21 protein-coding genes are annotated in these 26,188 nt (G+C 71.9%); 8 read left to right on the forward strand and 13 right to left on the reverse strand.

Going from position 1 to position 26,188, the window contains the following annotated elements; all coding sequences use genetic code 11:
* Nucleotides 1-19: 19 nt before the first annotated feature.
* Entirely contained in the window at nt 20-769 is a 750-nt protein-coding gene (locus FXF51_RS09360; protein ID WP_148433889.1) for a crotonase/enoyl-CoA hydratase family protein, read from the reverse strand.
* Nucleotides 770-907: 138 nt separating this feature from the next.
* Here FXF51_RS09360 and FXF51_RS09365 point away from each other — a divergent pair, with 138 nt between their 5' ends.
* A complete protein-coding gene (locus FXF51_RS09365) occupies nt 908-3,211 on the forward strand; it encodes a DUF4132 domain-containing protein (protein WP_187414275.1) in 2,304 nt (767 codons plus the stop codon).
* Here FXF51_RS09365 and FXF51_RS09370 read toward each other — a convergent pair.
* On the reverse strand, nt 3,192-4,856 hold the full coding sequence (locus FXF51_RS09370) for an acyl-CoA dehydrogenase family protein (RefSeq protein WP_148433891.1): 1,665 nt from the start codon (nt 4,854-4,856) through the stop codon (nt 3,192-3,194). The two genes, FXF51_RS09365 and FXF51_RS09370, sit on opposite strands and share 20 nt — an antisense overlap.
* Nucleotides 4,857-4,887: 31 nt before the next feature.
* On the opposite strand from FXF51_RS09370, the gene FXF51_RS09375 reads away from it, so the two are divergent.
* The gene (locus tag FXF51_RS09375) at nt 4,888-5,610 is read left to right on the forward strand and encodes a PaaX family transcriptional regulator C-terminal domain-containing protein (RefSeq protein ID WP_148433892.1); all 723 of its coding nucleotides are present in this window, start codon (nt 4,888-4,890) and stop codon (nt 5,608-5,610) included.
* On the opposite strand, the gene FXF51_RS09380 is transcribed toward FXF51_RS09375, so the two are convergent.
* From FXF51_RS09380 to FXF51_RS09390, 3 genes are all read right to left on the reverse strand, one after another.
* Entirely contained in the window at nt 5,600-6,613 is a 1,014-nt protein-coding gene (locus FXF51_RS09380; protein WP_148433893.1) for a hypothetical protein, read from the reverse strand. The genes FXF51_RS09375 and FXF51_RS09380 overlap by 11 nt on opposite strands.
* Nucleotides 6,614-6,691: 78 nt before the next feature.
* Nucleotides 6,692-8,089: a glutamate--cysteine ligase gene (locus FXF51_RS09385; RefSeq protein ID WP_148433894.1), complete on the reverse strand. Its 1,398-nt coding sequence runs from the start codon at nt 8,087-8,089 to the stop codon at nt 6,692-6,694.
* Between the two features lie 36 nt (nt 8,090-8,125).
* Nucleotides 8,126-8,836: an SDR family oxidoreductase gene (locus FXF51_RS09390; RefSeq protein WP_148433895.1), complete on the reverse strand. Its 711-nt coding sequence runs from the start codon at nt 8,834-8,836 to the stop codon at nt 8,126-8,128.
* Nucleotides 8,837-8,940: 104 nt separating this feature from the next.
* Between FXF51_RS09390 and FXF51_RS09395 the strand changes: the two genes are divergently transcribed.
* Both FXF51_RS09395 and FXF51_RS09400 read left to right on the forward strand, forming a co-directional pair.
* Nucleotides 8,941-9,771, forward strand: coding sequence for a helix-turn-helix transcriptional regulator (locus FXF51_RS09395; protein WP_148433896.1), 831 nt, complete (start codon nt 8,941-8,943; stop codon nt 9,769-9,771).
* Nucleotide 9,772: 1 nt separating this feature from the next.
* Nucleotides 9,773-10,801: a zinc-dependent alcohol dehydrogenase family protein gene (locus tag FXF51_RS09400; protein WP_148433897.1), complete on the forward strand. Its 1,029-nt coding sequence runs from the start codon at nt 9,773-9,775 to the stop codon at nt 10,799-10,801.
* Nucleotides 10,802-10,815: 14 nt separating this feature from the next.
* Here FXF51_RS09400 and FXF51_RS09405 read toward each other — a convergent pair whose 3' ends face one another.
* Entirely contained in the window at nt 10,816-11,304 is a 489-nt protein-coding gene (locus FXF51_RS09405; protein WP_148433898.1) for a carboxymuconolactone decarboxylase family protein, read from the reverse strand.
* A 171-nt stretch (nt 11,305-11,475) separates the two neighbouring features.
* Between FXF51_RS09405 and FXF51_RS09410 the strand changes: the two genes are divergently transcribed.
* Nucleotides 11,476-12,084, forward strand: a complete 609-nt coding sequence (locus FXF51_RS09410) for a response regulator transcription factor (protein ID WP_316247613.1) — start codon at nt 11,476-11,478, stop codon at nt 12,082-12,084.
* A 23-nt stretch (nt 12,085-12,107) separates the two neighbouring features.
* Here FXF51_RS09410 and FXF51_RS09415 read toward each other — a convergent pair whose 3' ends face one another.
* From FXF51_RS09415 to FXF51_RS09440, 6 genes are all read right to left on the reverse strand, one after another.
* A complete protein-coding gene (locus FXF51_RS09415; protein WP_148433899.1) occupies nt 12,108-14,093 on the reverse strand; it encodes a prolyl oligopeptidase family serine peptidase in 1,986 nt (661 codons plus the stop codon).
* Complete coding sequence (locus tag FXF51_RS09420; protein ID WP_187414276.1) at nt 14,090-15,751, reverse strand: ATP-binding cassette domain-containing protein; 1,662 nt, start codon at nt 15,749-15,751, stop codon at nt 14,090-14,092. The genes FXF51_RS09415 and FXF51_RS09420 overlap by 4 nt, the downstream gene beginning before the upstream one ends.
* A complete protein-coding gene (locus FXF51_RS09425; protein ID WP_187414277.1) occupies nt 15,748-17,511 on the reverse strand; it encodes an ABC transporter ATP-binding protein in 1,764 nt (587 codons plus the stop codon). Before FXF51_RS09425 ends, FXF51_RS09420 begins: the two co-directional genes overlap by 4 nt.
* Nucleotides 17,512-17,578: 67 nt before the next feature.
* On the reverse strand, nt 17,579-17,710 hold the full coding sequence (locus FXF51_RS09430) for a SapB/AmfS family lanthipeptide (protein WP_148433900.1): 132 nt from the start codon (nt 17,708-17,710) through the stop codon (nt 17,579-17,581).
* Complete coding sequence (gene lanKC / locus FXF51_RS09435; RefSeq protein ID WP_148433901.1) at nt 17,682-20,249, reverse strand: class III lanthionine synthetase LanKC; 2,568 nt, start codon at nt 20,247-20,249, stop codon at nt 17,682-17,684. Before lanKC ends, FXF51_RS09430 begins: the two co-directional genes overlap by 29 nt.
* Nucleotides 20,250-20,377: 128 nt before the next feature.
* Entirely contained in the window at nt 20,378-21,535 is a 1,158-nt protein-coding gene (locus FXF51_RS09440) for a sensor histidine kinase (RefSeq protein ID WP_148433902.1), read from the reverse strand.
* 241 nt (nt 21,536-21,776) lie between these two features.
* On the opposite strand from FXF51_RS09440, the gene FXF51_RS09445 reads away from it, so the two are divergent.
* Nucleotides 21,777-22,745, forward strand: coding sequence for an aldo/keto reductase (locus tag FXF51_RS09445; RefSeq protein ID WP_148433903.1), 969 nt, complete (start codon nt 21,777-21,779; stop codon nt 22,743-22,745).
* Between the two features lie 144 nt (nt 22,746-22,889).
* A complete protein-coding gene (gene polX / locus FXF51_RS09450; protein ID WP_148433904.1) occupies nt 22,890-24,569 on the forward strand; it encodes a DNA polymerase/3'-5' exonuclease PolX in 1,680 nt (559 codons plus the stop codon).
* Here polX and FXF51_RS09455 read toward each other — a convergent pair whose 3' ends face one another.
* Nucleotides 24,570-24,899 carry a hypothetical protein gene (locus FXF51_RS09455; RefSeq protein WP_148433905.1) on the reverse strand — a complete coding sequence of 110 codons (330 nt, stop codon included), beginning with the start codon at nt 24,897-24,899 and terminating at the stop codon, nt 24,570-24,572.
* Nucleotides 24,900-25,285: 386 nt separating this feature from the next.
* Between FXF51_RS09455 and FXF51_RS09465 the strand changes: the two genes are divergently transcribed.
* A complete protein-coding gene (locus tag FXF51_RS09465) occupies nt 25,286-26,023 on the forward strand; it encodes a hypothetical protein (protein WP_148433906.1) in 738 nt (245 codons plus the stop codon).
* The last annotated feature ends 165 nt before the right edge of the window (nt 26,024-26,188 follow it).

The raw sequence follows: 26,188 nt of genomic DNA on the forward strand, positions 1-26,188 counted from the left end.
CAACCCCGGGCAGCGTTGATCAGCCGTCGCCGAACGAGCCGTGGCGGCCGGCGCCCGCCGCGAAGCGGGCCGCCCCCTCCGACGCGTCCGGCAGCGACACGAGCCCGTGGCGCAGCTCGTTCCGCATCGCCTCACCCTCCTCCAGGCCGTCCTGCTCCAGCACCGACATGCGATCCCCGCGCAGGCACTCCTGCGGGAACCGCGCCAGCTCCCCCGCCAGCGCCTCCGCGTGCCGCCTCGCTGTGCCGCCGGGCACGAGCCGGTTGACCAGCCCCCACGCGTACGCCTCCGGCGCCTCGACGGGCCGGCCCGTGAGGATCATGTCCATGGCCCTGGACGTGCCGATGAGGCGCGGCAGCCGTACGGTGCCGCCGTCGATGAGCGGCACGCCCCACCGCCGGCAGAACACCCCGAACACCGCGTCCTCCTCGGCCACCCGCAGGTCGCACCAGAGCGCCAGCTCCAGCCCGCCCGCGACGGCGTGCCCGGAGACGGCGGCGATGACGGGCTTGGTCAGGCGCAGCCGGGTCGGCCCCATCGGCCCGTCGCCCTCCTCGCCGACGTGGTTGTCGAGCGTCTTGAGGTCGGCCCCGGCACAGAACGTGCCGCCCTCGCCCCACAGCACCGCCACGGCGGCGTCGGAGCACTCGAAGTCACGGAACGCCTCCGTCAGCGCGTCGGCGGTCTTGCGGTCGACGGCGTTGCGTGCCTCCGGCCTGCTGATCACCACGGTGGTGACCTGGCCCTGACGCTCCACGCGTACGGTCATGCGGCCCTCCTCGGGTTCTCCGCGGAACGTGCAGAGCGTACGTCGATGGCGCGGCACGGGCCAGCGCCCGGGTTCTGTCGTCCCCGCTTGCTATTGATAGGCGCCATCGTCAGACACGACAACGGGACGGGATGGCCGATGGACGCTTGGGCTGAACTCAGCGAGGACGACGAGCGGGAGTTCGCGCGGCTCGACGCGGCCTTCGAGGCCGGTGAGGAGCTGATCGACGAGGGCGGGGCGGAGTTCGGGACGTGGGCGCACGTCAGGTTCTGCGCGGATCCGGCTGATGAGCGGCGCCGGGCGCTGGTGGAGCAGGCGGTCTCGGACGAGCAGGAGTGGGACAAGATCACGGTCATGGGCCTGTGGCGGCTGGCGATCCATTCCGCACCCCAGTGGGGCGCTGCCGACGCCGATGCCTTTCGCCTGCCACTGGCCGCCGTCGCCTCACTGCCCTATCCGGAGCGACGGCAGGTGCTGCATCGCGATCTGTCCTGGTTACGCCGGTACCGGGTGTCGACGTGGGAGCTCATCGGCGATCAGGTGACGGCGCTGCTGACCGAGCCCGAGACGGCCGACCCGGCCGAGGCGGCCGCCAACGTGCTGTGGGAGGAGTGCCCGTTCACGGCCCGGCTGCTGCCCGGGCTCGGGCCCCGGCTGGGCAGCCCCGAGGTGCTGCCGATGCTGCGGCACTGGGCCACCGCCCGCGACTCCAGGCCCGGCCTGCGGTGGTTGTGGGAGGCCAGGGAGCTGCTGACCGGGCAGGCCGTCGAGGTGATCCACGAGGTGCTGGAAGAGCTCGCCGCCCATCGCGAGACGTCGATCAGGAACCGGCACCAGGCGGAGTCCGTCTTCGTGCGGGAGCGCGCCGCCACGACGTTACGCGGCCTCATCTGGACCTGCGAGCTGATCAAAGAGCCGTGGGTGATCCCGTTGCTCGGCGACGTGGCCGTCACCACGGGCACGGGCATGGGCGGCTCGGGCGCCAACGCCCGCAGCGAGCTGCTGGCCAACGCCGCGATCGGGGTCCTGTCCAGGCGGGGCGGCCTCGACGTGGTGGCGCAGCTCGCCCGCGTGCAGGCGAAGGTCCGCAAGAAGACGATCCTGGCCGCGGTGGACCGCACGCTGAACGAGGTGGCCGGGCAGGCCGGGCTCTCCCCCGAGCAACTGCTGGACCGCACGGTGCCCACGTTCGGGCTCGGCCCCGACGGCACCCGTACCGAGCAGGGGCTGTGCCTGTCGCTGGACGGGCGGATCAGCTACGAGGGCCGCAAGACCATCCCCAAGACGGTGGACCGGGAGTTGCTGGCCGACTTCAGGGCCACCGCCAAGGAGCTGAGGAAGGCGGTGCCGGCGGAGCGGTTCCGGGTCGAGCGGGCGCTGGCCACCGAGCGGATCTGGCGGTGGCGGGACGTGTGCGAGCACTTCCTCGACCACCCGGTGACCGGCTCGCTGGCCCGCGACCTGATCTGGGAGATCCTCCAAGGCCCCGCCGGGCTGCCGGTCAAGGGAGACCAAGGGTGGGCGCTGACCGATCCGGCGGGCCGCCGCATCCAGCCGTTCCCCGACACGCCCGTCCTGCTCTGGCACCCCATCGCGCACACCGTCGAGGAGGTGCGCGGCTGGCGTGACCACCTCATCGCGAACGACCTGCGCCAGCCGTTCAAGCAGGCCTTCCGCGAGGTCTACCTGCTCACCCCGGCCGAGGAGCAGACCCGCGACCACTCCCGCCGCTTCGCCCGCCACCTGCTGCGCTACGGCCAGGCCAAGGCGCTGCTGACCGGGCGCGGCTGGACCGGCATGTCGCTGGGCCACTGGGGCTGGTTGTACGGCTCAGGCGAGTCCGAGGCGGCCAAGGAGCTGCCCGGCGGCCTGACCGCGCACTGGGATTTCCACCTCGACGAGCACTCCTTCGACCGCGACGGCGGCGGCACCGCCTCCATCTGCGTCAGCGGTGACCTGCGTTTCACGGCGGAGGGGCGCGGTGTCCCGCTGGCCGAGGTGCCGGCGCTGACGTTGTCGGAGGTGCTGCGGGACGCCGACCTGGCCGTCGGCGTCACCTCCACCGGGCTGGACCCGGAGGGGCACGGCGAGTACTGGGAGTCCTACGGCTTCGGCGACCTCAGCGAGTCGGCCGAGGTGCGCCGCGACGCGCTGGCCCGGCTGCTGCCCCGCCTGTCCATCGCCGGCCGGTGCACGCTGGACGGCCGGTTCCTGCACGTCAAGGGCGAACTGCGGACGTACAAGATCCATCTGGGCTCGGGCAACATCCTGATGGAGCCCAACGACGCCTACCTGTGCATCGTCCCGGGCGGTGGCGGCGACCAGGTGTTCCTGCCGTTCGAGGAGGACGGCGGCATGTTGTCGCTCATCCTGTCGAAGGCGTTCCTGCTGGCCGCCGACACCGGGATCACGGACCCGTCGATCACCCGTCAGATCCGCTGAAGGCGCCCGCGGCCAGCTCGTCGAAGGGGTCGTCGGCGGGGCGGTCGATGCCGCGCAGCGGGCCCTGGTCCACCAGGTGCGCCTCGGCGTACAGGCGGGCCACGAGCGCCTTGCGGCCGTCGTCGAGCCCCCACGTGGCCTGGTCCTCCAGCAGCGCGGCGGCGTAGACGTCGGCCATGAACTGGGCCAGCGGGTAGAGCCGCGCCTCGGCCGCCGTGTGCTCCAGCGCGGACCACGCCTCGATCGCCTTGGTGAGGTCGTCGACGCGGGCCCGCACCAGGTCGGAGGTGGCCAGGGCGCGCAGGTGGTCGAGGAAGGGCAGGTGGGCGCGTTCCTTGAGCATGGCGCGCCGCACGTCGAGGCAGAGGATGTTGTCGCCGCCCTCCCAGATCGGGTTGACCTGGGCGTCGCGCAGCAGCCGGGCCACCGGCCACTGCTCGATGTAGCCGTTGCCGCCGTGCACCTCGACGGCGTCGCCGGCGGCGGTGACGCCGAGCCGGGCGGCGCGCAGCTTGATCAGGGCGGGCGCCAGGCGCAGCCGGGGCCCGACGTGCCCGTCGAACACCATCGCCTGCGCGGCCTCGACCTCGACGATCAGCTCGCTGAGCTTGCGCCGCATGAGCGGCTGTTCGGCGAGCGGCCGGCCGAACGCCTCGCGGGCGCGGGCGTAGCAGAGGGCTTCGACGAGCGCGCGCCTGGCCACGCCGACGCCCATCATGGCGACGCCGAGCCGGGAGGCGTTGGTGAGCTTCATCATGGTGCCGAGGCCCGAGCCGGAGCCCTGCCCGGCCAGCAGGAACGCCTCCGCGCCGGTCAGCTCGACCTCGGCGGAGGCGACGGACCTGGTGCCGAGCTTGTCCTTGAGCCTTCGGATGCGCACCCCGTTGCGGCTGCCGTCGCGCCGCTCCCACAGCACCAGGAACGGCGCCACGGCCCCTTCCGGCAGTCTGGCCAGCACGACGAAGGCGGAGCCGTTGGCGTTGGAGGCGAACCACTTGTACCCGGTGAGCAGCCACGCGTCGCCGGCGGGCACCGCCTCGGTCTCCAGGGCCGCCAGGTCGGAGCCGCCGGTGCGCTCGGTGAAGAGCTGCGCGGCCTCGCCCGAGTAGTAGCCGTCGGCGAAGATCTCCCGTACCCGGTCGCGTACGTCCGCGGGCGCGTGCTTCTCGGCGAGGGAGACCACCATGTCGCCGCCTGTGCCGAGCGCGCAGCCCATCCCGATGTCGGCCTGGTCGAGCAGGTACGTCCAGGCGGCGCCCAGCGCGGCGGGGTCTGCCCCGTTCGCGCGGGCCTGTCCGGTGAAGGATGGGGAGGTGAAGTTGTCGGCCATGAGCGCCTGGCGGGCGGTGTGGAACGACGGCGGCATGACGACCCGGCTGACGTCCCTGCCCCACTTGTCGTACTTCTCCAGCCGTGGCGGGTGGCGATCGGTCTCCTCGGCGCACTCGGCGACGAGGCCGCCCATGAGCCCGCCCAGCCGGTCGAGGTGCGGCTGCGCCCAGGCGAAGCCGTCACCCAGGTGCCGCCGCATGAGCAGGCGGAGCGTGGGGTCGCAGCGCCACCAGTTGCGCCCTGCCGCGCCCTGGTAGGCCTCGGTGGCGTAGCGGTCGCTGCGGTCGAACGGTTCGATGAGATACCGGCCCATACCGGCGAGTGTTACATATAATCGACACGCGATGGAAGAGCGTAATGGTAAGACTCTGAGCGCGCGGTCGGCGGTGCTGAGCGCGCTGCTGGGCAGCCACCCGCCCCGGCTGCCCGCCCGCCACCTGGTGCGCATCGGCGCGTTGTTCGGCATCGCGGAGGGCACGGTCAGGGTGGCGCTGTCGCGCATGGTCGCGGCCGGCGACCTGCTGCAGGCCGACGGGCAGTACACGCTGTCGCAGCGGCTCGTGGAGCGCCAGGCCAGGCAGGACGAGAGCCTCCACCCGCACACGAAGCCGTGGGACGGCACGTGGGAGGTGGCCGTGGTGACGGCCGAGCGGCGCGCGCCCGCCGACCGGGCCGCGTTCCGGCACACGATGAGCGCGCTGCGCCTGGCCGAGCTGCGCGAGGGCACCTGGCTGCGCCCGGCGAACCTGGTGCGGGCCTGGCCGGAGATCGTCACGGCGCAGTGCACGCTGATCGACGGCCGCCCGCACGGCGACCCCACGCCGCTGCTGTGGGACCTGGACGGCTGGGCGGCCGAGGCGCGCCGCCTGGAACGGGCCCTCGACCGGACGGAGGGCCTGGCCGAGGGGTTCCTGGTGCTGGCCGCCGTGCTGCGCCACCTGCTGGCCGACCCGCTGCTGCCTGACGAGCTGCTGCCGGACGACTGGCCGGGCGCCGGGCTACGGGCCCGCCACGACGCCTTCGACCACCGCTACCGTGAGGTGCTGCAGGAACATCTCAAAGGCTGACACTGAAGATCGTCCGCTTGTTCCTGAACTCGGTGACGCTCCACAGTTTGCCGTCCTGCACGGTCAGGTCCTCGGGGCCGATCGGGAACGGCCTGGCCTCCGGCTCCTCGCCCTGGTGGACCAGCAGCTTCCCGTTGGCGCTCGCGCCGGCCGACTGGCTCAGGTACCAGGCGCCGCGGTACGACGTCGCGCCCTGGATCTTGGGGTGCCCCATGACGAACGCGTCCACGGGCTCCCCGCCCTCCAGGTCGAGGTTCCAGCGCCCCACCCACCCGTCAGGGCTGGTCTCCTCGTACTGCCCGGTGATGAGGCGCGGCGTGTCGCCGCTGCGGTCGATCGACACGAACGAGAACCGCGGCCCTTCCTGCGCCACCGTCCAGGCGTCGGTCTGCGGGATGATGTAGCGGTAGCCGAAGGCGTGCAGCCTGCCGCCGTGCCGGCCGACGCGCTTGCCGTCGCCCAGGTCCTTCTGGGCGGTGCGCAGGTCGAGCAGGTTGTTCAGGTCGAAGACGCGCAGCCCGCGCCTGGTGTCGGCGACGTAGAGCAGGTCGCCGTAGCAGGCGATGCCGCCGGCGTGGATGTTGATCGGCCCGTACGAGCCGTCCGGCTTGGCCTGCACCAGCAGCGCGTGCTGGTACTTCAGCGACTTGGGGCTGAGGAACGAGACTCTGATGCCCCGCTCCCCCGCCTCCGGCTTGAAGTACCAGCTCACCATGAACGCGGGGATCCCGATGTCGCCGGAGTCCTCGCTGCCGGTCAGGCCCTGCGGGTACCAGTCGGCGGTGTCCTGGTCCCTGTCGTCGAAGGCGTACCACTCGGCGGGCCTGGGCCGCATCGAGCCCATGGCCGCCGCGGCGCCCTTGCGTTGCCCGGTCCTGTTGGCCTGCGCCAGCACCGCCTCGACGGAGGTGGCGCCGATCTCGCTCGCCAGCTTGGCCGCCCCCTCCGCCAGGTCACCCGTCTCCCTATTCAGGGCAAAAGCCGCCTTATCGGTGGGAACCATCCCCGTACCCGCCATATCCGCCTCACCTTTTCCGTCTCTTGACCAGTTTGACGGAACGGGGATGGTTCAGGTTGGGGATCACTTCCACAAATGCACGGGCGTCCCGGAAAGTGCCAGCTCACGGTAGCGGCGGACGAGCTCGCGCCGGTCGCCGCCGAGGCGGGCCAGTGTCTCCCGCTGCCACACCGCGCCGGTGCGGCGCAGCCTGGCGCGCTGCGCGATCACGTCCAGTGCCCGGTCCGCGTCGTTCGGCGCCACCCCGGCTCCCAGCAGCCCCTTCCTGGCCTCGGGCAGCAGGTAGAGGACCAGCTCCGCGGCGTCGTGCTCGCCCTCCATGCCCGGCCAGGAGAGCTTGGCGTCCAGCCCGTGCATGGCCGCCCGGTAGAAGTTCTGGTACGCCGTCGCGAACCGGTACCCGGTCAGGTCCCGTTCGGCCTGCGAGAGCGTCAGCCCGAGCAGGAAGGCCGTGTTGGCCGCCATGTCCGCGCAGGAGGGCCCGGCGGGCAGCGCCCGCATCTCGATGCGCAGGTGACCGCCGTCGGCGGGGTCGTAGACGGGGCGGTTCCAGTGCCAGATCGTGCCCTGGTGCAGCCGCAGCTCCGGCACCTCGTGCCGCTCGGCGTCCTCGGTGAGGTCGGGCACGATCGGGTCGTAGTCCTGCACGTACCGCTCGAACAGCTCGTGCGCGCCCTCGCGCACCCAGTCGGAGCCGAACGTCACCCGCCCGTCCCTGCGCTCGCGCCGCTGCACGTCCCGGTCGTCGGCGGCCTCCTCCATCAGCGCGATGCGGGTCTCCTCCCACAGCTCGCGCCCCAGGAAGAACGGCGAGTTGCCGCACACCGCCAGCACCGGCCCGATGGCGAGCTGGGCGGCGTTGAACAGCCGGGCGAACTGCTCCGGCGGCGTGCGGATGTGCACCTGCCACGAGGTGTTGGCGCTCTCCAGGATGACGTCCTCGACGGAGAGCTCCAGATCGTCGATCTTGACCAGGAACGGTTCCAGCCTCAGCCTTCTGAGGCCCCTGCTCATCGCCCGGTACCGGTTCTGGTCGCTCATCGCGCCGAGGGTGAAGTCCTCGGTGTCGAGCGTGGGCAGGATGCCGATGGGCAGCGCTCCCCCGCCCTCCACGGCGCCGTCCACCTTGGTGATCGTCTCCTGCACCTCGGCGCTCAGCCGCTCGAAGGGCCTGCCCGCCAGGGGCAGCGGGGTCAGGTTCACCTCGATGTTGTAGCGGCCCAGCTCCAGCACCACGCGCCGGTCGCCCAGGGCCTCCCTCACCTGGTCGTTGCGGGGCAGGGGGCGCCCCTCGTCGTCGATCAGGAACAACTCCAGCTCGGCCCCGATCGTGACCGGGCCCTGACCGAAGCCGGGGGTGTCGAGCAACTCGCGCAGCACACCGAGCTGCTCCCGGATGCGCTCCCCGAAGCGGGCGTACTCCGCCTCGGTAAATCGCTCCTTATCCAGATCTCTTCCCATCACCCCAAACTGTCCCAAATGTCAGCCTTGACACCTTCACCAGGGGACATCTCCCGCATCCTCCAGGAAGGCGGCGGTGGGACCGTTCTCGTCCAGGGTCGCCAGCCTCACGGCGATCGCCGCGCCCTGCTCGGCCGTGCGGAACCCCTGATGCTGGTTGAGGTCGGTGGCGCAGTAGCCGGGGTTGGCGGCGTTCACCTTGATCGGGGTGTCCTTCAGCTCCTTGGCGTAGCCGACGGTGACCATGTTGAGCGCGCTCTTGGAGGAGTTGTACCCGACGATGTTGACCTCGGCGAACGGGCTGCCGGGGTCCGCCGCCATGGCCAGTGAGCCGAGCTCGCTCGACATGTTCACGATCCGCCCGGCCGGCGACCTGCGCAGCAGCGGCAGCATCGCGTTCGTGACCGTGACGACGCCGAAGACGTTCGTCTCGTAGACCTCCCGCAGGTGCGCCGCCGTGGCCGCGCTGGGCAGGAAGCCCGCCGGGTCGCCGGTGATGCCGGCGTTGTTGACCAGGATGTCGAGCCGGCCGTACTCGCCGTCGATCCACTTCGCGGCGGCGGCCACGCTCTGCTCGTCGGTGACGTCGATCCGGACGTACGGCTGCCCGAGCCGCTCGGCGGCGGCCCTGCCACGCTCCTCGTCGCGCGCCCCCACGATCGTGGTGACGCCCTGTTCGGCCAGCAGGCGAGCGATCTCGAAGCCGATGCCCTTGTTGGCACCCGTGATGAGTGCGATCTTTTCCATGCCCTCCACGTTCGCCCTGCTCAGGCCGGTCACGGGAGAGACCCGCGGAGGCTGGGATCAGCGGTACCACCCACGCACGCCCCTTCCTCGCGCAGGATGGAGGCATGAACCGCGAAGAACTCGCCGAATTCCTCCGCGTCAGGCGCGCCCGCGTCACCCCCGCGGACGTGGGCCTGCCGGGCGGCGGCAACCGCCGCACGCCCGGCCTGCGCCGCCAGGAGGTCGCGCAGCTCGCGGGCATGTCGATCGACTACTACATCCGGCTGGAGCAGGGCCGCGGCCCGCACCCGTCAAGGCAGGTGCTGAACGCGCTGGCCAGGGCCCTCATGCTGGGCCAGGACGAGCGCACCCACCTGTTCCACCTGGCGGGCCAGCCGCTGGACCCGCCGCGGATCAGGGAGGACGTCCCGCAGGGCATGCTGCACCTGATCGCGTTCCTGGACGAGGTGCCCGCGTACGTGCTCGACGCCCGCTACGACCTGCGAGCCTGGAACCCCATGGCGAGCACCATCATGGGCAACCTGGACTGCCTGGCCCCCGACGAGCGCAACGTGCTGCGCTGGGTGTTCATGTCGCCCGACATCGGCGAGCACTTCGACGACGAGGAGAAGGGCGCCTTCGCCCGCGCCTCGGTCGCCGACCTGCGCGCGGCCGCGGGCCGCTACCCCGACGACCGGCGCATCAAGGCGCTGGTGGCCGAGCTGCTCGCGCTCAGCCCCGAGTTCGCCGAGCTGTGGTCCAGGCACGAGGTGCGGGTACGCAGGGAGCAGCGCAAGCGCATCCACCATCCGGTCGTCGGCACGATCGACACCATCTGCCAGGTCATGCCGGTGCCCGAGCGCGACGATCTCCGCCTGGTGCTCTACACCACCGAACCCGGCTCACCGTCGCACCGGGCCTTGCGCGAGCTGCGGGAATTGACTCTAAGCTCATGAGATGCGAGCGGTTGCCTTTGACATCTTCGGTGGGGAGCTCGACGTGCGCGAGCTGCCCGATCCTGCCCCATCCCCGCACGGAGCGGTGATCAGAGTCGAGGCGACGGGGCTGTGCCGGTCCGACTGGCACGGCTGGCAGGGCCACGACGCCGACATCAAGGTCCTGCCGCACGTGCCGGGGCACGAGCTGGCGGGCGTGGTGGAGGCGGTCGGCTCCGACGTGCGCGGCTGGCTGCCGGGAGCGCGGGTGACCGTGCCGTTCATCTGCGCGTGCGGCACCTGCGCCGCGTGCGCCACCGGTGAGCAGCAGGTCTGTGAGCGGCAGACGCAGCCGGGCTTCACGCACTGGGGCTCGTTCGCCGAGTACGTCGCCGTCGACCACGCCGACGTCAACCTCATCCCCGTCCCCGAGGACATGGCCTACGTCACGGCCGCCGGCCTCGGCTGCCGCTTCGCCACCGCCTTCCGCGCCGTGGTCCAGGTCGGCGAGGTGCGCCCCGGTGAGTGGGTGGCCGTGCACGGCTGCGGCGGCGTGGGCCTGTCGGCCGTGATGATCGCGACGGCGGCGGGCGCCCGGGTCGTCGCGGTGGACATCAGCAGCGACGCCCTGCACCTGGCGGAGCTGGCGGGGGCCACGCACTTCGTCAACGGCTCTGCCGGTGACGCGGCGGCCCAGGTCAGGGAGCTGACCAGGGGCGGCGCGCACGTGTCGATCGACGCGCTGGGCAGCCCCGCGACGTGCGCCGCCTCCGTCGAGAGCCTGCGCCGCAGGGGCCGGCACGTGCAGGTCGGGCTGCTGCCCGGCGGGGCGACGCCGGTGCCGATGGACCGGGTCATCGGCTACGAGCTGCGGCTGCTGGGCAGCCACGGGATGGCCGCGCACGCGTACCCGCCCATGCTGGAGATGATCAGGGCCGGGATCCTGCACCCCGACCAGCTCGTCACCCGCACGATCGGGCTCGCGGACGCCGGCAAGGCGCTGGCCTCGATCGGCTCGGTGCCGGGCGTCACGATGATCACCCCACGCTGATCACCCCCCGCTGATCAGTCGTCCGGCCGTATTCGCAGCGTCCTGAGCACCAGGGCGAGCATGCCGTGGTGGGCCACCAGCATGACCAGCTCGATCCGGCCGGCCTCGTCGTAGCGGTCGCACAGCGCCGCCCACGTCGCGTCCGTCAGGTCACCCGCGTAGTAGAGGTCGTCGGCCACCTGGAGCACGAGCTGGTCCTCCACCGACCACAGGGCGTCCGGCCTGCGCACCAGCTCGACCTCCTGCTCGGTGAGGCCCGCCTCGCGGGCGAGCCGGGCGTGCCTGGCCCACTCGTAGGCGCTGTCGCAGTGGTGGGCGGTGCGCAGGACGGCCAGCTCGCGGTCCCTGGCGGGCAGCGTGCCGTCCTGGAGCGTGCCATGGAAGCCCCGCCAGCCCTGATACAGCCCGGGGTGGCGGGCCAGGGTGGCGAACACGTTGTACGGGTGCCCCTTGGTGAAGTCGTCCCATTCATCGGGCGGTAGTGGACGTACACGGGGTTTCATGTTCGTCAGCATCTCCCCATCGGCCGGACGCTTGGTAGAGCCTCCTCAGGGTACGAGCCGTCCGCGAAAGAAGGGTTTGACGGCCAAATAGAAGTACTTTTCATGATTGGGTCAATACGGCAGGATTAAGGGGCCCGCAGACGTTGCAAGCCTGGTCGACCGCAAGGACGCATGGTGATTCGAACGTTGCTCGCTGAGGACATGAACCTGGTACGAGGCGCGCTTGTGGCGCTGCTGGCCTATGAAGAGGACATCGAAGTCGTCGCCGAGGTCGATCGCGGCGACCGCATCCTGGCCGCGGCCCGCGCCTCCCGCCCCGACGTCGCGGTGCTCGACTACGCCTTACCCGGCATGGACGGGCTCGCCGCCGCGAGCGTGCTGCACGAGAAGTTACCCGAGTGCGGGGTGCTCATCCTGACCGGCGTCGGCACGCCCGGCCTGCTCAAAAGAGCGCTCGACGCACACGTACGCGGCTTCATGGCCAAGGACGCGCCCCCCGGGCGGCTGGCGGACGGCATCCGCAGGGTCGCCGACGGCGAGCGGGTCATCGACTCCGAGCTGGCGATCGCGGCCATGCGGCCGGCGGAGGCGCCGCTGACGCAGCGCGAGCTGGACGTGATCGGCGCCGCGGCGGACGGGGCGTCGGTCGGGGAGATCGCGGCCTCGCTGTACCTGTCCGAGGGAACGGTCCGCAACTACCTGTCCAGGACCACGGCCAAGCTCGGGGCGCGCAGCAGGATCGACGCCATCCGCATCGCCAGGGAATCGGGCTGGATCTGACCGGCTGGATCTGACCGGCGGGGTCAGGCCGGATCCGGGAAGCCCAGGTTGGCCGCCAGGAAGGCCAGGACGTCGGCGGCCAGCCCGACGGAGCGGCTGACCGCGCGCGCCCCGTGGCCCACGTCCGGCTCGTAGCGCAGCAGGACCGGCCGGTCCCCGCCGCTCGCCCACTGCAGCGCCGCGCACATCTTGCGGGCGTGCATCGGGTCCACCCGCGTGTCGGCCGCCGCCACCGTGAACAGCGTCGCCGGGTAGTCGGTGCCCTCGCGCACGTGGTGGTAGGGCGAGTAGTCGAGCAGCCAGCCGAGGTGCTCGGGGTCGGCGGGGTCGCCGTACTCGCCGGTCCAGGACGGGCCGAGGCCGCTGAGATGGTAGCGGGCCATGTCGAGCAGCCCCGCCGAGCAGACCACGGCGGCGAACAGGCCGGGCCGCTGGGTGAGGGCGGCGCCGACGAGCAGGCCGCCGTTCGACTCGCCCCAGATGCCGAGCTGCCCCGGGGTCGTCCAGCCGTCGGCGATCAGCTTCTCGGCGGCGGCCACGAAGTCGTCGAACACGTTCTGCTTGCGCTCCAGCATGCCGTCGCGGTGCCAGGCCTCGCCCTCCTCGCCGCCGCCGCGCAGGTTCGCGATGGCCAGCACGCCGCCCGCCTCGACCCAGGCCAGGGAGTCGGCGGCGTAGCCGGGCATGAGGGGGATGCCGAAGCCGCCGTACCCGCTGAGTATCGCCGGGCGCGGGCCGCCCTGCGAGGGGCGCGCGACGACGACCATGCGGACGGGGGTGCCGTCGGCGGAGGCGTACTCGATGTGGTGACTGCGCACGTCCGGCAGCGCGACCCGGCCGGGCGGGGACGACCAGCGGGTGGTGGTGTCCGTGCGGGCGTCGTAGCGCCAGATCTCGGCGGGCGTGACGGCGTCGGTGTAGGCGAACCACGCCTCAGGGCCGCCGCCGGGGCGCGAGGTGAGCGAGGCGATCGAGCCGTTGCCGGGCAGCGGCACCGTCCCCAGCCGCTCCCCCGTGCGGGCGTCGTGCACGCCGATCTCGCCGATCGCGTGCCGCGTCCTCGACACGAGCAGCCGGTCCCCGTCCAGCAGCGTGAACGCCCCCAGCACGGCCTCCTCGTCCTCCGGGATCAGCTCCCGCCAGACCGCCGGCGAGCCGGGATCGGCCACGCACAGCCTGCGGCGGGGCGCGTCGCGGTCGGTGACCAGGTACAGGCGGCCGTCGCAGGCCACCGCGCCTGCCGTGCGGGCGTTCGGGCTCTCCTGTACGGGCCGCGGTGCCGGATCCTGGCCCGCCAGGTCGGCCAGCCAGAGCGAGTTGCCCGACCCGGTGCCCGCCGAGATCGTCAGCCAGCGGCCGTCGGGGCTGATCTGCACGCCGTACGAGATCGCGCCCCTGGTGAACACGGGCTCGTCGGCGTCGGCCGAGCCGATCGTGTGCAGGAACACGCCCTGCTGGAAGCGTACGTAGTAGAAGGACTCGCCGCCGGGCAGCCAGGCGACCGCCGAGTAGCGGCAGCCGCCGATGGGGCCGTCGATGACCTCGCCGGTGGCCAGGTCGCGCACGTACAGGCAGGCCTTCTCGTCGCCGCTGCGCGAGATCTGGTACGCCAGGCGGCGGCCTTCCAGGTCGGGCTGCCAGTCGTCCAGCGTCGTCAGCCCGCTGGGGTCCAGCTCCATGGGGTCCAGCACCACGCGGTCGTCGCAGCAGAGCACCGGGTGCTCCTGCGACGGCGACTGGCGCAGGTGGAAGCGCCTGGCGCCGCGCCACACGGGCGGGGTGACCAGGCCCGTCTCCATGAGCTCGGTCAGCCGCGCCAGGAACCGCTCCCGCCACGGCAGGCTCGCGGCGCTGTCGCGCCACAGCCGGTCCTGGGCGGCGAGCCAGTCCCGGGTACGCGGGTCCAGGGGGTCCTCCAGCCACCGGTACGGGTCCGCGATCTCGTGGCCGTGGCGGCGGTCGGTGAGGGGGAGGCGTTCGGCGGGCGGAAATTCGTCTGGAAATTTCATGACACGGGCTCCGGGTGCCAGTGGCCGGCCAGGTCGGCGTACAAGGGGGAGGTCCTGATCAGCTCCTCGTGGGTGCCGATCGTGATCCGGGCGCCGTCCATGAGCAGGATGCGGCGCGCGCGCAGGGCTGAGGTGAGGCGGTGGGCGACCACGATGAGCGTGCCGCCCCTGCGGGCGAACGCGGCCTCGGCTCTGGCCTCGGTGACGGGGTCGAGGTGGCAGGTGGCCTCGTCCAGGATGATCAGGGAGGCGGGGGCCAGGTAGGCGCGGGCCAGGGCGATGAGCTGGCGCTGGCCCGCCGAGAGCGCGCCAGGATCGACCTGCGCGTCGTAGCCGCCCAGCTCGTCCACCAGGCTCGCCGCCCCGACGGCCTCGACCGCCTCCGTCAGCCCTGTGCTGGGTGGTGTGTAGTAGAGCAGGTTCTCCCGCAGCGTGCCCCTGAAGACGTACGCCTCCTGCGGGATCAGCACGCGGACGGCGGGATCGAGCCGGTCGGCGGGCACGCCCCCCACCAGCACCTCGCCTTCGCCGGGCCGCAGCACACCGCTGATCAGCGACGCGAGCGTGGACTTGCCCGCGCCGCTCGGCCCCACGACCGCCAGATGGTCGCCCTCGGCAATCGTGAGGTCCAGGCTCTCCAGCACGGGCGCGGAATGCGGGCCGTAGGCGAAGGTGACGGCGCCGAGCCTGACTTCCCCGCCGGACGGGCGGATCGCGGGCAGCGCGGGAGCGGGCGCCGGGGCCATGGTGAGGATGCGGCGCAGCGAGACGGCGAGCCGGACCCCGGCCACACCGAGCCCCTGCACGAGCCCGCCGAGCGCGGGGGCGAGCGACTGCGTCACATAGGCGAGCGTGCCGACGACCACTCCGGCTCCCACCCCGCGCTCCAGCAGCCACGGCGTTCCCGCCAGGACGAGCACGACCGGCAGCCAGCCGCCTGCGGCCAGGGCGGCGGTGCGGACGGCGCTCACCCGGGCCAGCGTCCGCGCGGCGGCGGCCTGCGCGCCGACCCGGCGGCCGAGCCGTCCCGTGACGTTCTCGCGCAGCCCGCACGCCTCGATGTCGCGCAGCCCGCCCGCCATGCCGGTCATCGCCTCGGCCAGCCGCTCGTCGGCCACGAGGTAGGCACGCTGCCGCCTGGCGAGCGCGGGCAGCGAGGCCAGGAAGAGCGCGAGCCCGGCCAGGAAGGGCGGCATGACCAGCACGAGCGTCTCGGGGGCCAGCGTCAGCAGCCCCAGCACGACGCTGACCACGGTGAACACGAAGCCGCGCACGGTGGTGACCACGGCGGCGAAGGCGTCCCTGGCCAGCTCGACCTGGAGCCCCGCTCTGGCCACCGCGGCGCTGTCGCGGCCGGTGCCCGTCCTGATCGCGCCCTCGACGACCCTGGTCAGCAGGTCGTCCCTGAACGGCTCCGCCACCGCGGCCACCGCCAGCACGACCTGCCGCGCGGCCACGGCCCCTGCCAGCCACGCCAGCCCGAGGGCCGCCAGCCAGGCGAGGCCGATCAGCGGCTCGGCCTGGGCGAAGCCGTCCTCGATGGCGCGGGCGACGGCGTGCCCGATCAGGAACGCGGGCGCCGCCTCCACCACCGACCAGAGCCCCAGCCTGACGAGCTGCTTCGGCTCCCGCCGCAGGGCGCGGACGAACGGATTCATGACTCGGCTCCCTGGAAGACCTCGCGGTAGGCCTGGTCCTGCCACAGGACGTGGTGCGGGCCGCGGGCGCGGACCGTGCCGCCGTCGAGCCAGACCACCTGGTCGGCGCGGGCGGCGGTGGCGATGCGGTGGGCCGCGATGAGGCGGGTGCGGCCGCGGTCGTCGGTGGTGAGGGCCTGGCCGACCTGGCGTTCCGTCACGGTGTCGAGGCTGGAGGTGGCGTCGTCGAGCACCAGCAGCCGCTCGCCCTGGGCGAACGCCCTGGCCAGGCCGATGCGTTGCCGTTCGCCGCCGGACATGGGGGCGTCGGCGAGCGGGGTGGCGTAGCCGAGCGGGAGCCTGCGGATGAACACGTCCGCGCACGCAGCCCGGGCGGCGTCCGCGAGCGGCCCCTCCGGAACGAGCGCCGGTTCAGGCCGGCGGGGCGCGCGGGCAGGATCGAGCGCCTGTTCAGGCCGGAGGGGCGCGTGGGCGGGATCGAGCGGCGGTTCGGGCTTGATGGCGTCGCCGATCGTCTCGCCGACCAGCACCGGCCGTTCGAAGGCGTAGCCGATGGCCTGCCGCAGCTCCTCCTCCGCCAGCTCCGGCAGCGGCACGCCGTCGAGCAGCACCGTCCCGCGCTCGGGCTCGACCAGCCGACCGGCCAGCGCCGCCAGCAGCGACTTGCCCGCCCCCGACCGCCCGACCACGGCGGTCACGGAGCCGCCGGGGAGCGTGAGGTCGCCGACGGTCAGCCCGTTCGCGGCCACGTCGCGGAACTCGACCGCGCCGGGGCCGGGCGGCAGGGTGCGGGAGCCGTACCGGACGGGTGGGAGTTCGAGGATCTCGACCACCCGTCCGGCGGCTGCGCGCGCCCTGGCCAGGCCGCTGACGTGGCCCAGCGCCGTGCTGAGCGAGGCGCCGAGCACGGCGTAACGCGCGGCGGCGTAGAGCTCTCCGACGGTGAGGTCGCCCGCGGCGAGCATGAAGCCGCCGACGGCGAGGACGGCGACCTCCAGCAGCGGCATGACCAGCCCGGACCGGACGGTCGCCGAGGCGTTGGCCCGCCACAGCGCCATCCCGTGCGCGCGCAGGCCGGGCAGCGGCGCGAGGACGCGGCGCGCCTCGCGTTCGGCCGTCCCGGCGGCGGCGATGGTGCGGGCGCCGCCGAGCGCCTCCACGAGGCGGGCGGCGATCTCGCCCTGCACCTCCTGGTAGCCGCCCGCGAGCGTGGTCGTCCTGCGGAGGAAGGCACGCAGGACGAGGAGGATCAGCACGATGCCCGCCCCTAGCGTCAGCGTCAGGACGGGAGCGATGAGGGTGAGCGCGACCAGCGCGCCCGCCGTGGGCACGAGCAGGGCGAGCGCGCTGGTCACCGTTTCCGGCGCCCTGCCGACCTCCTCGGCGTTCAGGCCGGCCCGGGTGACGAGCTCGCCTTCCGGGAAGCGGCGGGTGGCCGCCGAGCCGGTGCCGAGTACGTGCCGCAGCACGCCGGTCCGCAGGGTCGCGGCGGCGTGGGCGCCGCTGGCGCCGCGCGCCCACACGCCGATGCTCTCGCAGAGCATGACGGCGGCGACGGCGCCGGCGCAGAGCGCCAGCCAGTGGGTGCCTGCCGGCTGGCGCGTCGAGAAGGCTTCTGCGAAGGCGTCGACGGTGCGGCCGATCAGGTACGGGATGGCCAGTTCGCCGGCCGCTCCCACGACTGCCGTGCCGGCCAGCACGGCGGGCCATGGGCCGCTGCGCCGTACCGCGCCGATCACCAGCCGGTCTCCTGCCCGCACGCGACGCCTCCTAGTCAGTGAATGTCCCCGCGCCGTGGCGACCGGCGCGGGGACGTTTCGCGCGATATCAGTGGCAGAGAGCGACACTGAGGTTGCTGGGCGCGCCAGAGTGGCAGGAGAGAACGGTCAGCGTGCTGCCGCCGCTGGCCACGTCGCTGGCCGCGGGAGCCTCAAGACCCTGCAGGTCGAGAAGTACCATGTCGTACACCTCCTTCCGTGGTGTAGTGGGGGTGAGGCCGCTCGGGCGCGGCCTCGAGGAACGGCAGATGGCAGGGTCTTCTGCCCATCACCACACCGAGGGCGAAGAGCACGCCGGCCGTTCCGGTCGCGAAATCCATGGACAGGCGCAGGAGCTGGTCGCCGGGGAAGGCCAGGCCTCCGGCGTGCGGCAGCGCGTGCCACCGCAGCCCCTTCACCAGTTCGGGCACGTTCCCCGCGCCGGCCACGATGAGCCCGGCGCGGCCGGTGAACAGCCCGGCCTGCACGAAGAAGCGCGCGCGTCCGGCGAGCCGCAGCTCGGCCAGCGCTGTCGCGAACGCCTCGTCGTACCGATGCCGCAGGTAGCGCTCCAGCACGAGCGCGATCCCCGCGGACCCTTCGTCGAGGTACGGCAGCAGCCGCCACCCCTGGTTGACCTGGAGCGAGCCGTCCTCCGCGTGGCGGCAGCGCCGCAGGTCCTGCCGGAGGGCGGTGGCCGCCAGGTCGAGCAGCGCCGGGTCTCCGGTGCGCTCGTAGGCGTGCACGAACAGCAGCGCGGGCCCGGACGAGCCGTGCATGAGCCCGGCGCGCGGGTTGGTGCCGCCGCTGATCTCGGGCACGGGGGTGCCGAGCCGCTCGGCGCAGATGTCCGCCGCGCGCAGGGCCAGGTCGGTGTGCCCGAAGTGGAGGAGGTTCAGCCCGATGCCGGACAGGCCGGAGATGAGCGCCGATTCCAGGCGGTCCCATTTCTCGCGCAGGCAGACCTCGACGAGGTCGTGCGCGTCTTCCCGGTGTCCGAGCAGGTCGAGCACGTACGCGATGCCGTGCAACCCGTCGTACAGGCCGAGCCCAGAGCCCTGGACGGGGCGGCGGGCCCGGTCGCGCAGCCAGCGCTCGTACTCGGGGAAGGGCCCGAGGCCCGTGCTGTGCAGGGCGAACAGCACGCCGGCGGCGCCGTGCGCGAGGTTGAGCCCGCCGCCTGGCTGGAACTGGGCCACGTCGCCGGGGAAGAGCCGGTCGTCGCGGCCGGGCGTGGCGCTGGCCGTGATGGCCTTGGCCAGCCGTTCGCGCAGGTCGGGCCAGTCTGTGAGGTCCGGCAGGTACGCGGCAGGGTCGTGGTCGCCGTGCGCGTCGCCGATGATCGTGGCGACGGCCGCGTCGATCATCCCGTGGGGTGCGGGGAACGTCTCCTTGACGAGTTGCCCGAGGTGGGCCACCTTCGGCCGGTGCAGCGGCAGCATGATCGTGCACTGCGGCGCGAACAGCCCCAGGCGCAGGCAGGCCAGCGCGTACCGGTCCACGTCCACGCCCTGCCGGTCGGGCGGCGCGGCGAAGGCGGGATGGGCAAGCGCGGCGCGCGCCCTGTCCTCGGCGAGCGTGGCGACCTCGTAGTCGATCAGCGCCACGCGGCCGTCGTCGGTGAGCAGGATGTTGTCGGGGTGCAGGTCGCCGAAGACGACCCCACGCTCGTGCAGCGAGCCGACCGCGCGGGCCACCTCCTCCAGCGTCTCGACCGCCCACTCGGTGTACTCGGCCAGGTCCTGCTCGGTGCAGGTGCCGCGGGTGAGCGGGTAGCGGTGCACGAGCCTGCGCTGGAGCGGCGTGCCGTCCACGAACTCCTGGACGAGGAAGTGGTGCTCGCCGAGCGTGAAGTAGCCGAGCAGCGCGGGGGCGGCGGGCAGGCCGGCGAGGCGTTCGAGGATGTCGCGCTCGTGCTCGATCCTGGCGACCGCGTCGCGGCCGGCCGTGTCGAGCCCGGCGTGCGGCCTGGCCTCCTTGAGCACCACGCGCTCACCGGTCCGCTTGTCGCGGCCCAGGTAGACGCCGCCGCCGTTGGAGAAGTGCAGGACGCTCTCGATGGTGTACGGCAGCTCGGTCGTCGTCACGGAGTTGCGCGCGGCGAGCTGCGGCTCCAGGAACGATGGCAGCGTCGTCCACGGCGGCACCGAGAAGGTGGCGCCCCGCACGTCGGGCACGAGCGCGCCGTCCTCGTCCTCGACGGCGAGCACCCGCTCGCCCGACGGGGACAGGCAGTGGCGCTCGGCGAAGCCGCCGTACCTGACGAACAGCGGGCCGTCGTTGTAGCGCAGGTCGCTGAGGATGTACGGGCCGCGCACGTCGCGCAGTAACTCGTCGAGCTCCTTGAGCACCAGCTCCAGTTGCGCCTCGTCACGCGGGTAGACGGTGATGAGCTTGCCGCTGGAGGCGCGGGAGGCCGCCTTGGAGTTCACCATGACGTGCACGGGCATGCCGCGCAGGAACTTGAACGCGACACCGCGCGGCAAACAGTAGTCCCAAACGGCTTCAATGGCTTTCTCGGCGTCCTCGACGCGGGCGGAGACATGAATCTTCCAGCCCTGCGAAGGCAGCGGCGGCTCGTTGTCCGGGGCGAAATAGCACCAGGTGTCGGTGCGCGCCGAGGACCAGCCGGCGGGCAGTGACCTGCGCAGAATGGAAAAGTCGGCGTCCGCTGCCGTGCTGTGCTCAAGGGTGTCATAGAAACACTGGTCAACCAGGCAATAGAGCTCGTACTTGTCCATTTGGCCGGAACCTCCAGGGCGGTGTGTCAAGTAGCTTCCCGCCGCCGGGGGTGGTCCGGCTAGTCACATTTCACAGCACGAATACATGGCTATATGAATGGCATTTGTGAAGTCCACATCATTGACCGTTATTTCTTCCGTGGGACGTACACGCTGAAGGTGAATTGGCCGGTCCTGGAGGAGGTGGCCTCCAGCCAGCCGCCGAGACTGGAGACGCGGTCGGCCAGGTTCAGCAGGCCCTGGCCGGCGTCGCCCGGGCGGCGCGGCGGGCGTACCCCGTCGTTCCTGATCGTCAGCCGCACCATGTGGTCACGTTCCAGAAGATGCACCGAGCACTGGCGGGCCTCCGCGTGGCGCAGCACGTTCGTGACGCCCTCGCGCAGGGCGTGCGTGAGCGCCTCCTCCACGTCGCCGGGCAGGTCGCGGCAGGAGACCCTGATCTGGCAGCGCACCCGCGCCGACTCCAGCAGCGAGCGCGCCGAGCCCAGCTCGGCCGCCAGGGACGAGCTGCGCAGGCCGTGCGCCACGGCCCTGACGTCGGTCGACAGGTTGCGCAGCAGTTCCAGCGTCTCGCTCACCTCGGCCTGCGCCTTCTCGTCCCCCTCGGCGACCAGCCGCTCCAGGAGCTGCACCTTCAGCACCAGCACCGTCAGCCGGTGGCCGACCAGGTCGTGCAGGTCGCGGGTGAAGCGGCGGCGCTCCAGGGCGACGGCTCTGCGCATGACGTCCGTACGCGCCTCGCCGAGCCGTTTGGCCCGCCTGGCCAGGGTGATCACCGCGTACTCGGCCACGCCGACCAGCGGGGCGACCAGCGCCCAGAGCGGGTCGATCATCGACCGGTCGGGGGACGCCAGCACCACCGGCCCGCACGCCAGGGCCAGCAGCACCAGCACGGTCGAGCGGATCCGGCCCGCCATCACCAGCAGCGCGCCCGTCAGCAGCCCGCACACCGGGGTCCACGCCGCGCCGAACACGGTCAGCGGCAGGTAGGTCAGCCACGCCTGCACGGCCACGATCCACCACGCGCCCGCACGGCGTACCGGAGTCTCGGTGACGAACTTGACGTGCAGCGCCACCAGCACGAGCAGCGTCACCACGCCCTGCGCCAGTGAACCCGATCCGGCCAGCCCGGCCAGGACCGGCACCGACAGCCCGGCGATCACCGCCGCCAGGCCGGGCCCGCCCACCCAGTAGGGGGAGGAGAATCCGCTGAACACGGCGCGCAGACCCGTGCGCCCGGTGCGCTTCCGCTCGGCACGCAGGCGTTTTCGACGCCTTGCACGCATATCGCGCAGCTTGGCGAGCCCCCGGGTGACGAGTCCGCGGTGTGTGTCTTTCAAGTCACCCCCGGTGTGCGGTCAGGTCTTCTGGATCAGGCACGTCGCCAGGGCCCCACCGTTTTGCAACGTTCCTCTAATCGACCTGATCATCGTCGCCCGTGTAAAGGTCGTTTCCACTTTTGGACAAGTCTGACTTCTCGTACACCCGCTGGTTAATGGCCACATATCTGGTCATATGGTGAGCTTCATGGAGTACACGCGACTGGGTAACTCAGGCTTGAAGGTCTCCCGGCTGTGCCTGGGCATGATGAGCTACGGCGACCCCGCCAAGCAGCAGTGGGCGCTGGGGCTGGACGAGGCGGAGCCCCTCGTCCGCAGGGCCGCCGACGCGGGCGTCACGTTCTTCGACACAGCCGACGTCTACAGCGACGGCGCGAGCGAGGTCGTGACCGGCGGTGCGCTGCGCGCGATCTTCCCCCGGCGGGAGGACTACGTGCTGGCCACGAAGGTGTACTTCCCGATGGGCAGCGGGCGCAACGACCGCGGCCTGTCGCGCAAGCACATCCTCGACGCCATCGACGCCTCGCTCACCCGGCTCGGCACCGACTACGTGGACCTCTACCAGATCCACCGATGGGACGACCACACGCCCATCGAGGAGACCATGGAGGCACTGCACGACGTGGTCAGGGCGGGCAAGGTCCGCTACCTCGGCGCGTCCAGCATGTGGGCCTGGCAGTTCGCCAAGGCGCAGCACGCCGCCGAGGCCAACGGGTGGACGAAGTTCGTCTCGATGCAGAACCACTACAACCTCCTCTACCGCGAGGAGGAACGCGAGATGCTGCCGCTCTGCGCCGACCAGGGCGTGGGCGTGATCCCCTGGAGCCCGCTGGCGCGGGGCGTGCTGGCCAGAGCCGGGTCCGCCACCACGACCACCAGGACGGGCTCCGACGAGCGCATCGACTTCCTGTACGACCCCGAGAACGACAAGCTGATCATCGACAGGGTGGCGCAGGTGGCGGCCGAGCGCGGGCTGCCCGCGGCGCAGGTCGCGCTGGCCTGGGTGCTGCACCGGGGCGAGATCACGGCGCCGATCGTGGGGGCCACCAAGGAGCGGCACGTGGATGACGCGGTGGCCGCTGTTTCCGTGCGGCTGTCGGAGGAGGAGGTGGCGTTCCTCCAGGAGCCGTACCGGCCGCGCGAGGTCCGCTTCTGACCCCTGGATCGCCGGATCGTCGTAGCCGCTTTGCCGGGGCGGCTTTGCCGGGGCCGCTTTGCCGGGGCCGCTCTGCCGGGGCCGCCTTGCCGGGGCCGCCTTGCCGGGACGGCTTTGTCGGAGCGGCCCTCTAAGGTATGGGGCATGCGGGCAAACGAGGAAGCGGCGGCGGCGCTGCAGGAGTACGCGGAGCTGTTCGCGCTCTGCGGCGGAGACGCGTTCCGGGTGCGGAGCTACCAGAAGGCGGCCAAGGCGATCGCCGGTTTCCCCGAGGACATCTCGGTCGTCGACGTGCGCTCCGTGCCCGGGGTGGGCGAGGCCATCGCCAAGAAGATGGAGGAGTTCCTGCAGCGCGGCAGCTTCCGGCAGCTCGACGACCTGCGGGGCCGCGTCCCCGACGGCGTGCGGCGGCTGACCAGGGTGCCCTCGCTCGGCCCCAAGACAGCCATCATGCTGTTCGAGGACTACGGCATCGACTCCACCACCGCGCTGAGCGAGGCGATCACCTCGGGCCGGCTCGACGGCGTCAAGGGCCTCGGCCCGAAGACCCTGGCCAACCTGCTCAAGGGCATCGAGCAGCTGGAGCAGTCGGGCCGCCGGGTGCACATCGGCGTCGCCATGTCCCTGGCCGAGCAGGTGATGGGCTCGCTGAAGGCCGAACGCATCGCGTACGCGGGGTCGCTGCGGAGGATGAAGGACCTGATCGGCGACATCGACATCCTCGCGGTGGCGCCCGAGTCCATCATGGAGGACTTCCGCGCGCAGCCGTACGTCGCCGACGTCATCGCCGCGGGCGACAAGAAGACCTCGATCCGCACCACGTCCGGCCTCCAGGTCGACCTGCGCGTGGTCCCGGCCGGCTCGTGGGGCGCGGCCATGCAGTACTTCACCGGCTCCAAGGAGCACAACGTCGCCATCAGGGAGATGGCGGTCAAAAAGGGCTGGAAGCTGTCGGAGTACGGGCTGTTCGAGGGCGAGCGGGTGATCGCCGCCGAGTCCGAGGAGGACATCTACGACGCCCTGGGCATGCAGTTCGTGCCGCCGCCGATGCGCGAGGACGGCGGCGAGGTCAAGGCCGCGCTCGCCGGTGAGCTGCCTGTCCTCGTCGAGCTGACCGACCTCAAGGGCGACCTGCACACCCACACCGACCTGACCGACGGCATCGCCTCACTGGAGGACATGGTGGCGGCCGGTCACGCCCGCGGCTACGCCTACTACGCGGTCACCGACCACGCGCCCGACCTGGCGATGCAGCGCATGACCCTCGACAAGGCCCTCGAACAGCGCAGCCGGGTCGCCGAGCTGCAAGCGAAATATCCCGACATGCGGCTGCTGCACGGCTCCGAGCTCAACATCGCCCCTGACGGCTCCGTCGACTGGCCCGGCGAGGTGCTGCGGGAGTTCGACGTGTGCGTCGCCTCGGTGCACTCGCACTTCGGCATGTCCCGCGACGAGATGACCCGCCGCTTCATCACCGCCTGCGAGAACCCGTACGTCGACATCATCGGCCACCCCACGACCCGCAAGATCGGCAAGCGCGAGCCCGTGGACGCCGACTGGGACGCCGTCTTCCGCGCCGCCGCCCGCACCGGCACCGCCATGGAGATCGACTCCTTCCCCGACCGCTCCGACCTGCCTTCCGACCTGGTGCGGCTGGCCAAGCACCACGGCGTCAAGTTCTCGATCGACAGCGACTCGCACGCCATCCCGCACCTGGCCAACCAGCGGTTCGGGGTGGGCATCGCACAGCGGGCCTGGCTGACCACCGACGACGTGATCAACACCTGGCCGCTGGAGCGGCTGCTGGCCTTCCTGGGCCGCTGATCACTGTCCCGACCAGGGCTGGAGGCGGTTGCGCCAGATCCAGTCGCCCTTGTGGTCGCCGGTCTTGATGCGCACCCAGTGGTCGGCGCCACGCCCTCTGGCGGCGCACGTGCTCTTGACCGGGGTCTCCGTGGGAGGCAGTACGGCCGTTCTCCGGTGCTTCTTGCCGGGGCCGATCCTGATGGGCGCCGGGTCGGCGGTCTGGTTGACGTAGTGGCACGTCGGCGACTGAGAGTGGGACCGGGGCTGGGGCTGGGCGGTCGCGGTGGCCGGGGTCATGGGGGTGATGGCGAGTGCGGCGCCCGCGAGGAGATGGGTTGCGGCTCTCATGAGCGTCCCCCTGCTCTCCCGTACGAACTTAACGCCATATGCATGCACATCTTGGGGCACCCTTGACCTCCCCTTGAGTCAAGCCCCGCGCCTCCACTCCCCCGCACCTCCACTCCCCCGCACTTCCACTCCCCCGCACCTCCACTCTCCTGCACGTCCACCTCCTGCGCATCCACTCCCTGTACCTCGACCCCCTGCGCATCCGCCCCCTCCACGTCCACCCCTGCGCATCCACCTCCTGCGCATCCACCCCCTGCACGTCACCCCCTGCGCATCCACCCCCGGCATGACAAACCCTGGGCCGATGCGCTCGCCCCTCGAAGGCGGAAAACTGTCCTAGGCACCCGCCCCCTCCCTTCCCTCAGCCACCGAGGAGACCCCACAGGATGCACTCCGCGCGCAAGAACCCCCGCAAACTCTGGGCACGCGCCCTCGCGGTGCTGACGGCACTGCTCATGGCCGCCCTCGCCGGAGTGACCCTCGCCTACCCGTCCCTGGCCGCGACCACCTGCCCCGGCTGCTACGGCCTCACCGAGCTGCAACCCTCCCTCTACACCGAGAACAACCTCTCCGACACCCAGAAGAGCCAGATCAAACAGACCGTCACCGAGGCCCGCCGCCGGGTCTCCACCTTCTACGGCACCCAGACCAGCTCCCCCACCCTGCTCATCTGCGCGACGCAGAGCTGCTACGAACGCATCGGAGGCGGCCAGGAACGCGGCATCGCCGTGCTCAACCGCGCGGTCATGCTGTCCCCGAAGGGCATCGACCCGGTGATCGCCTCACACGAGATGTCCCACGTCGAGCTGCACAACAGACTGACGTCCGGCCACGACGTCCCGCAGTGGTTCGACGAGGGCCTCGCCGTCGTGGTCTCCGACGACGCCCGCTACCTCGCCCCCGCATCGTCCGGCGACCGCTGCCTGACCGCCCCCAGTGGCCCGCTCCCCGTGACGCTGAATGAGTGGCTGAGCTCCGCCAGCAAGGACGCCACCACATACGCCAAATCCGCCTGCCAGGTGAGCCGCTGGCTACGCGACAACGGCGGACGCGCCGCCCTGCTGTCTTTAGTCGAGCACCTCAACGCCGGCACCCCCTTCGCCACGCTCGTACCGTCGCCCTGAACCGAAGCACCGCCAAGGGCACCGCGTCGCGACCTGCCCTTTTCTCCTGCGACCTGCCCTACTCTCCTGCGACGGCAGCACCCCCGAGCTCTCCTGCGACCTCAGCGCTCTCAGCGCGATGTCCTGCCGCCAACCCCTGCCCACCCGCCAGCACCACCGCCGACG

The organism is Nonomuraea sp. PA05, from assembly GCF_008086045.1.
GTDB classification, from domain to species: Bacteria; Actinomycetota; Actinomycetes; order Streptosporangiales; family Streptosporangiaceae; genus Nonomuraea; species Nonomuraea monospora.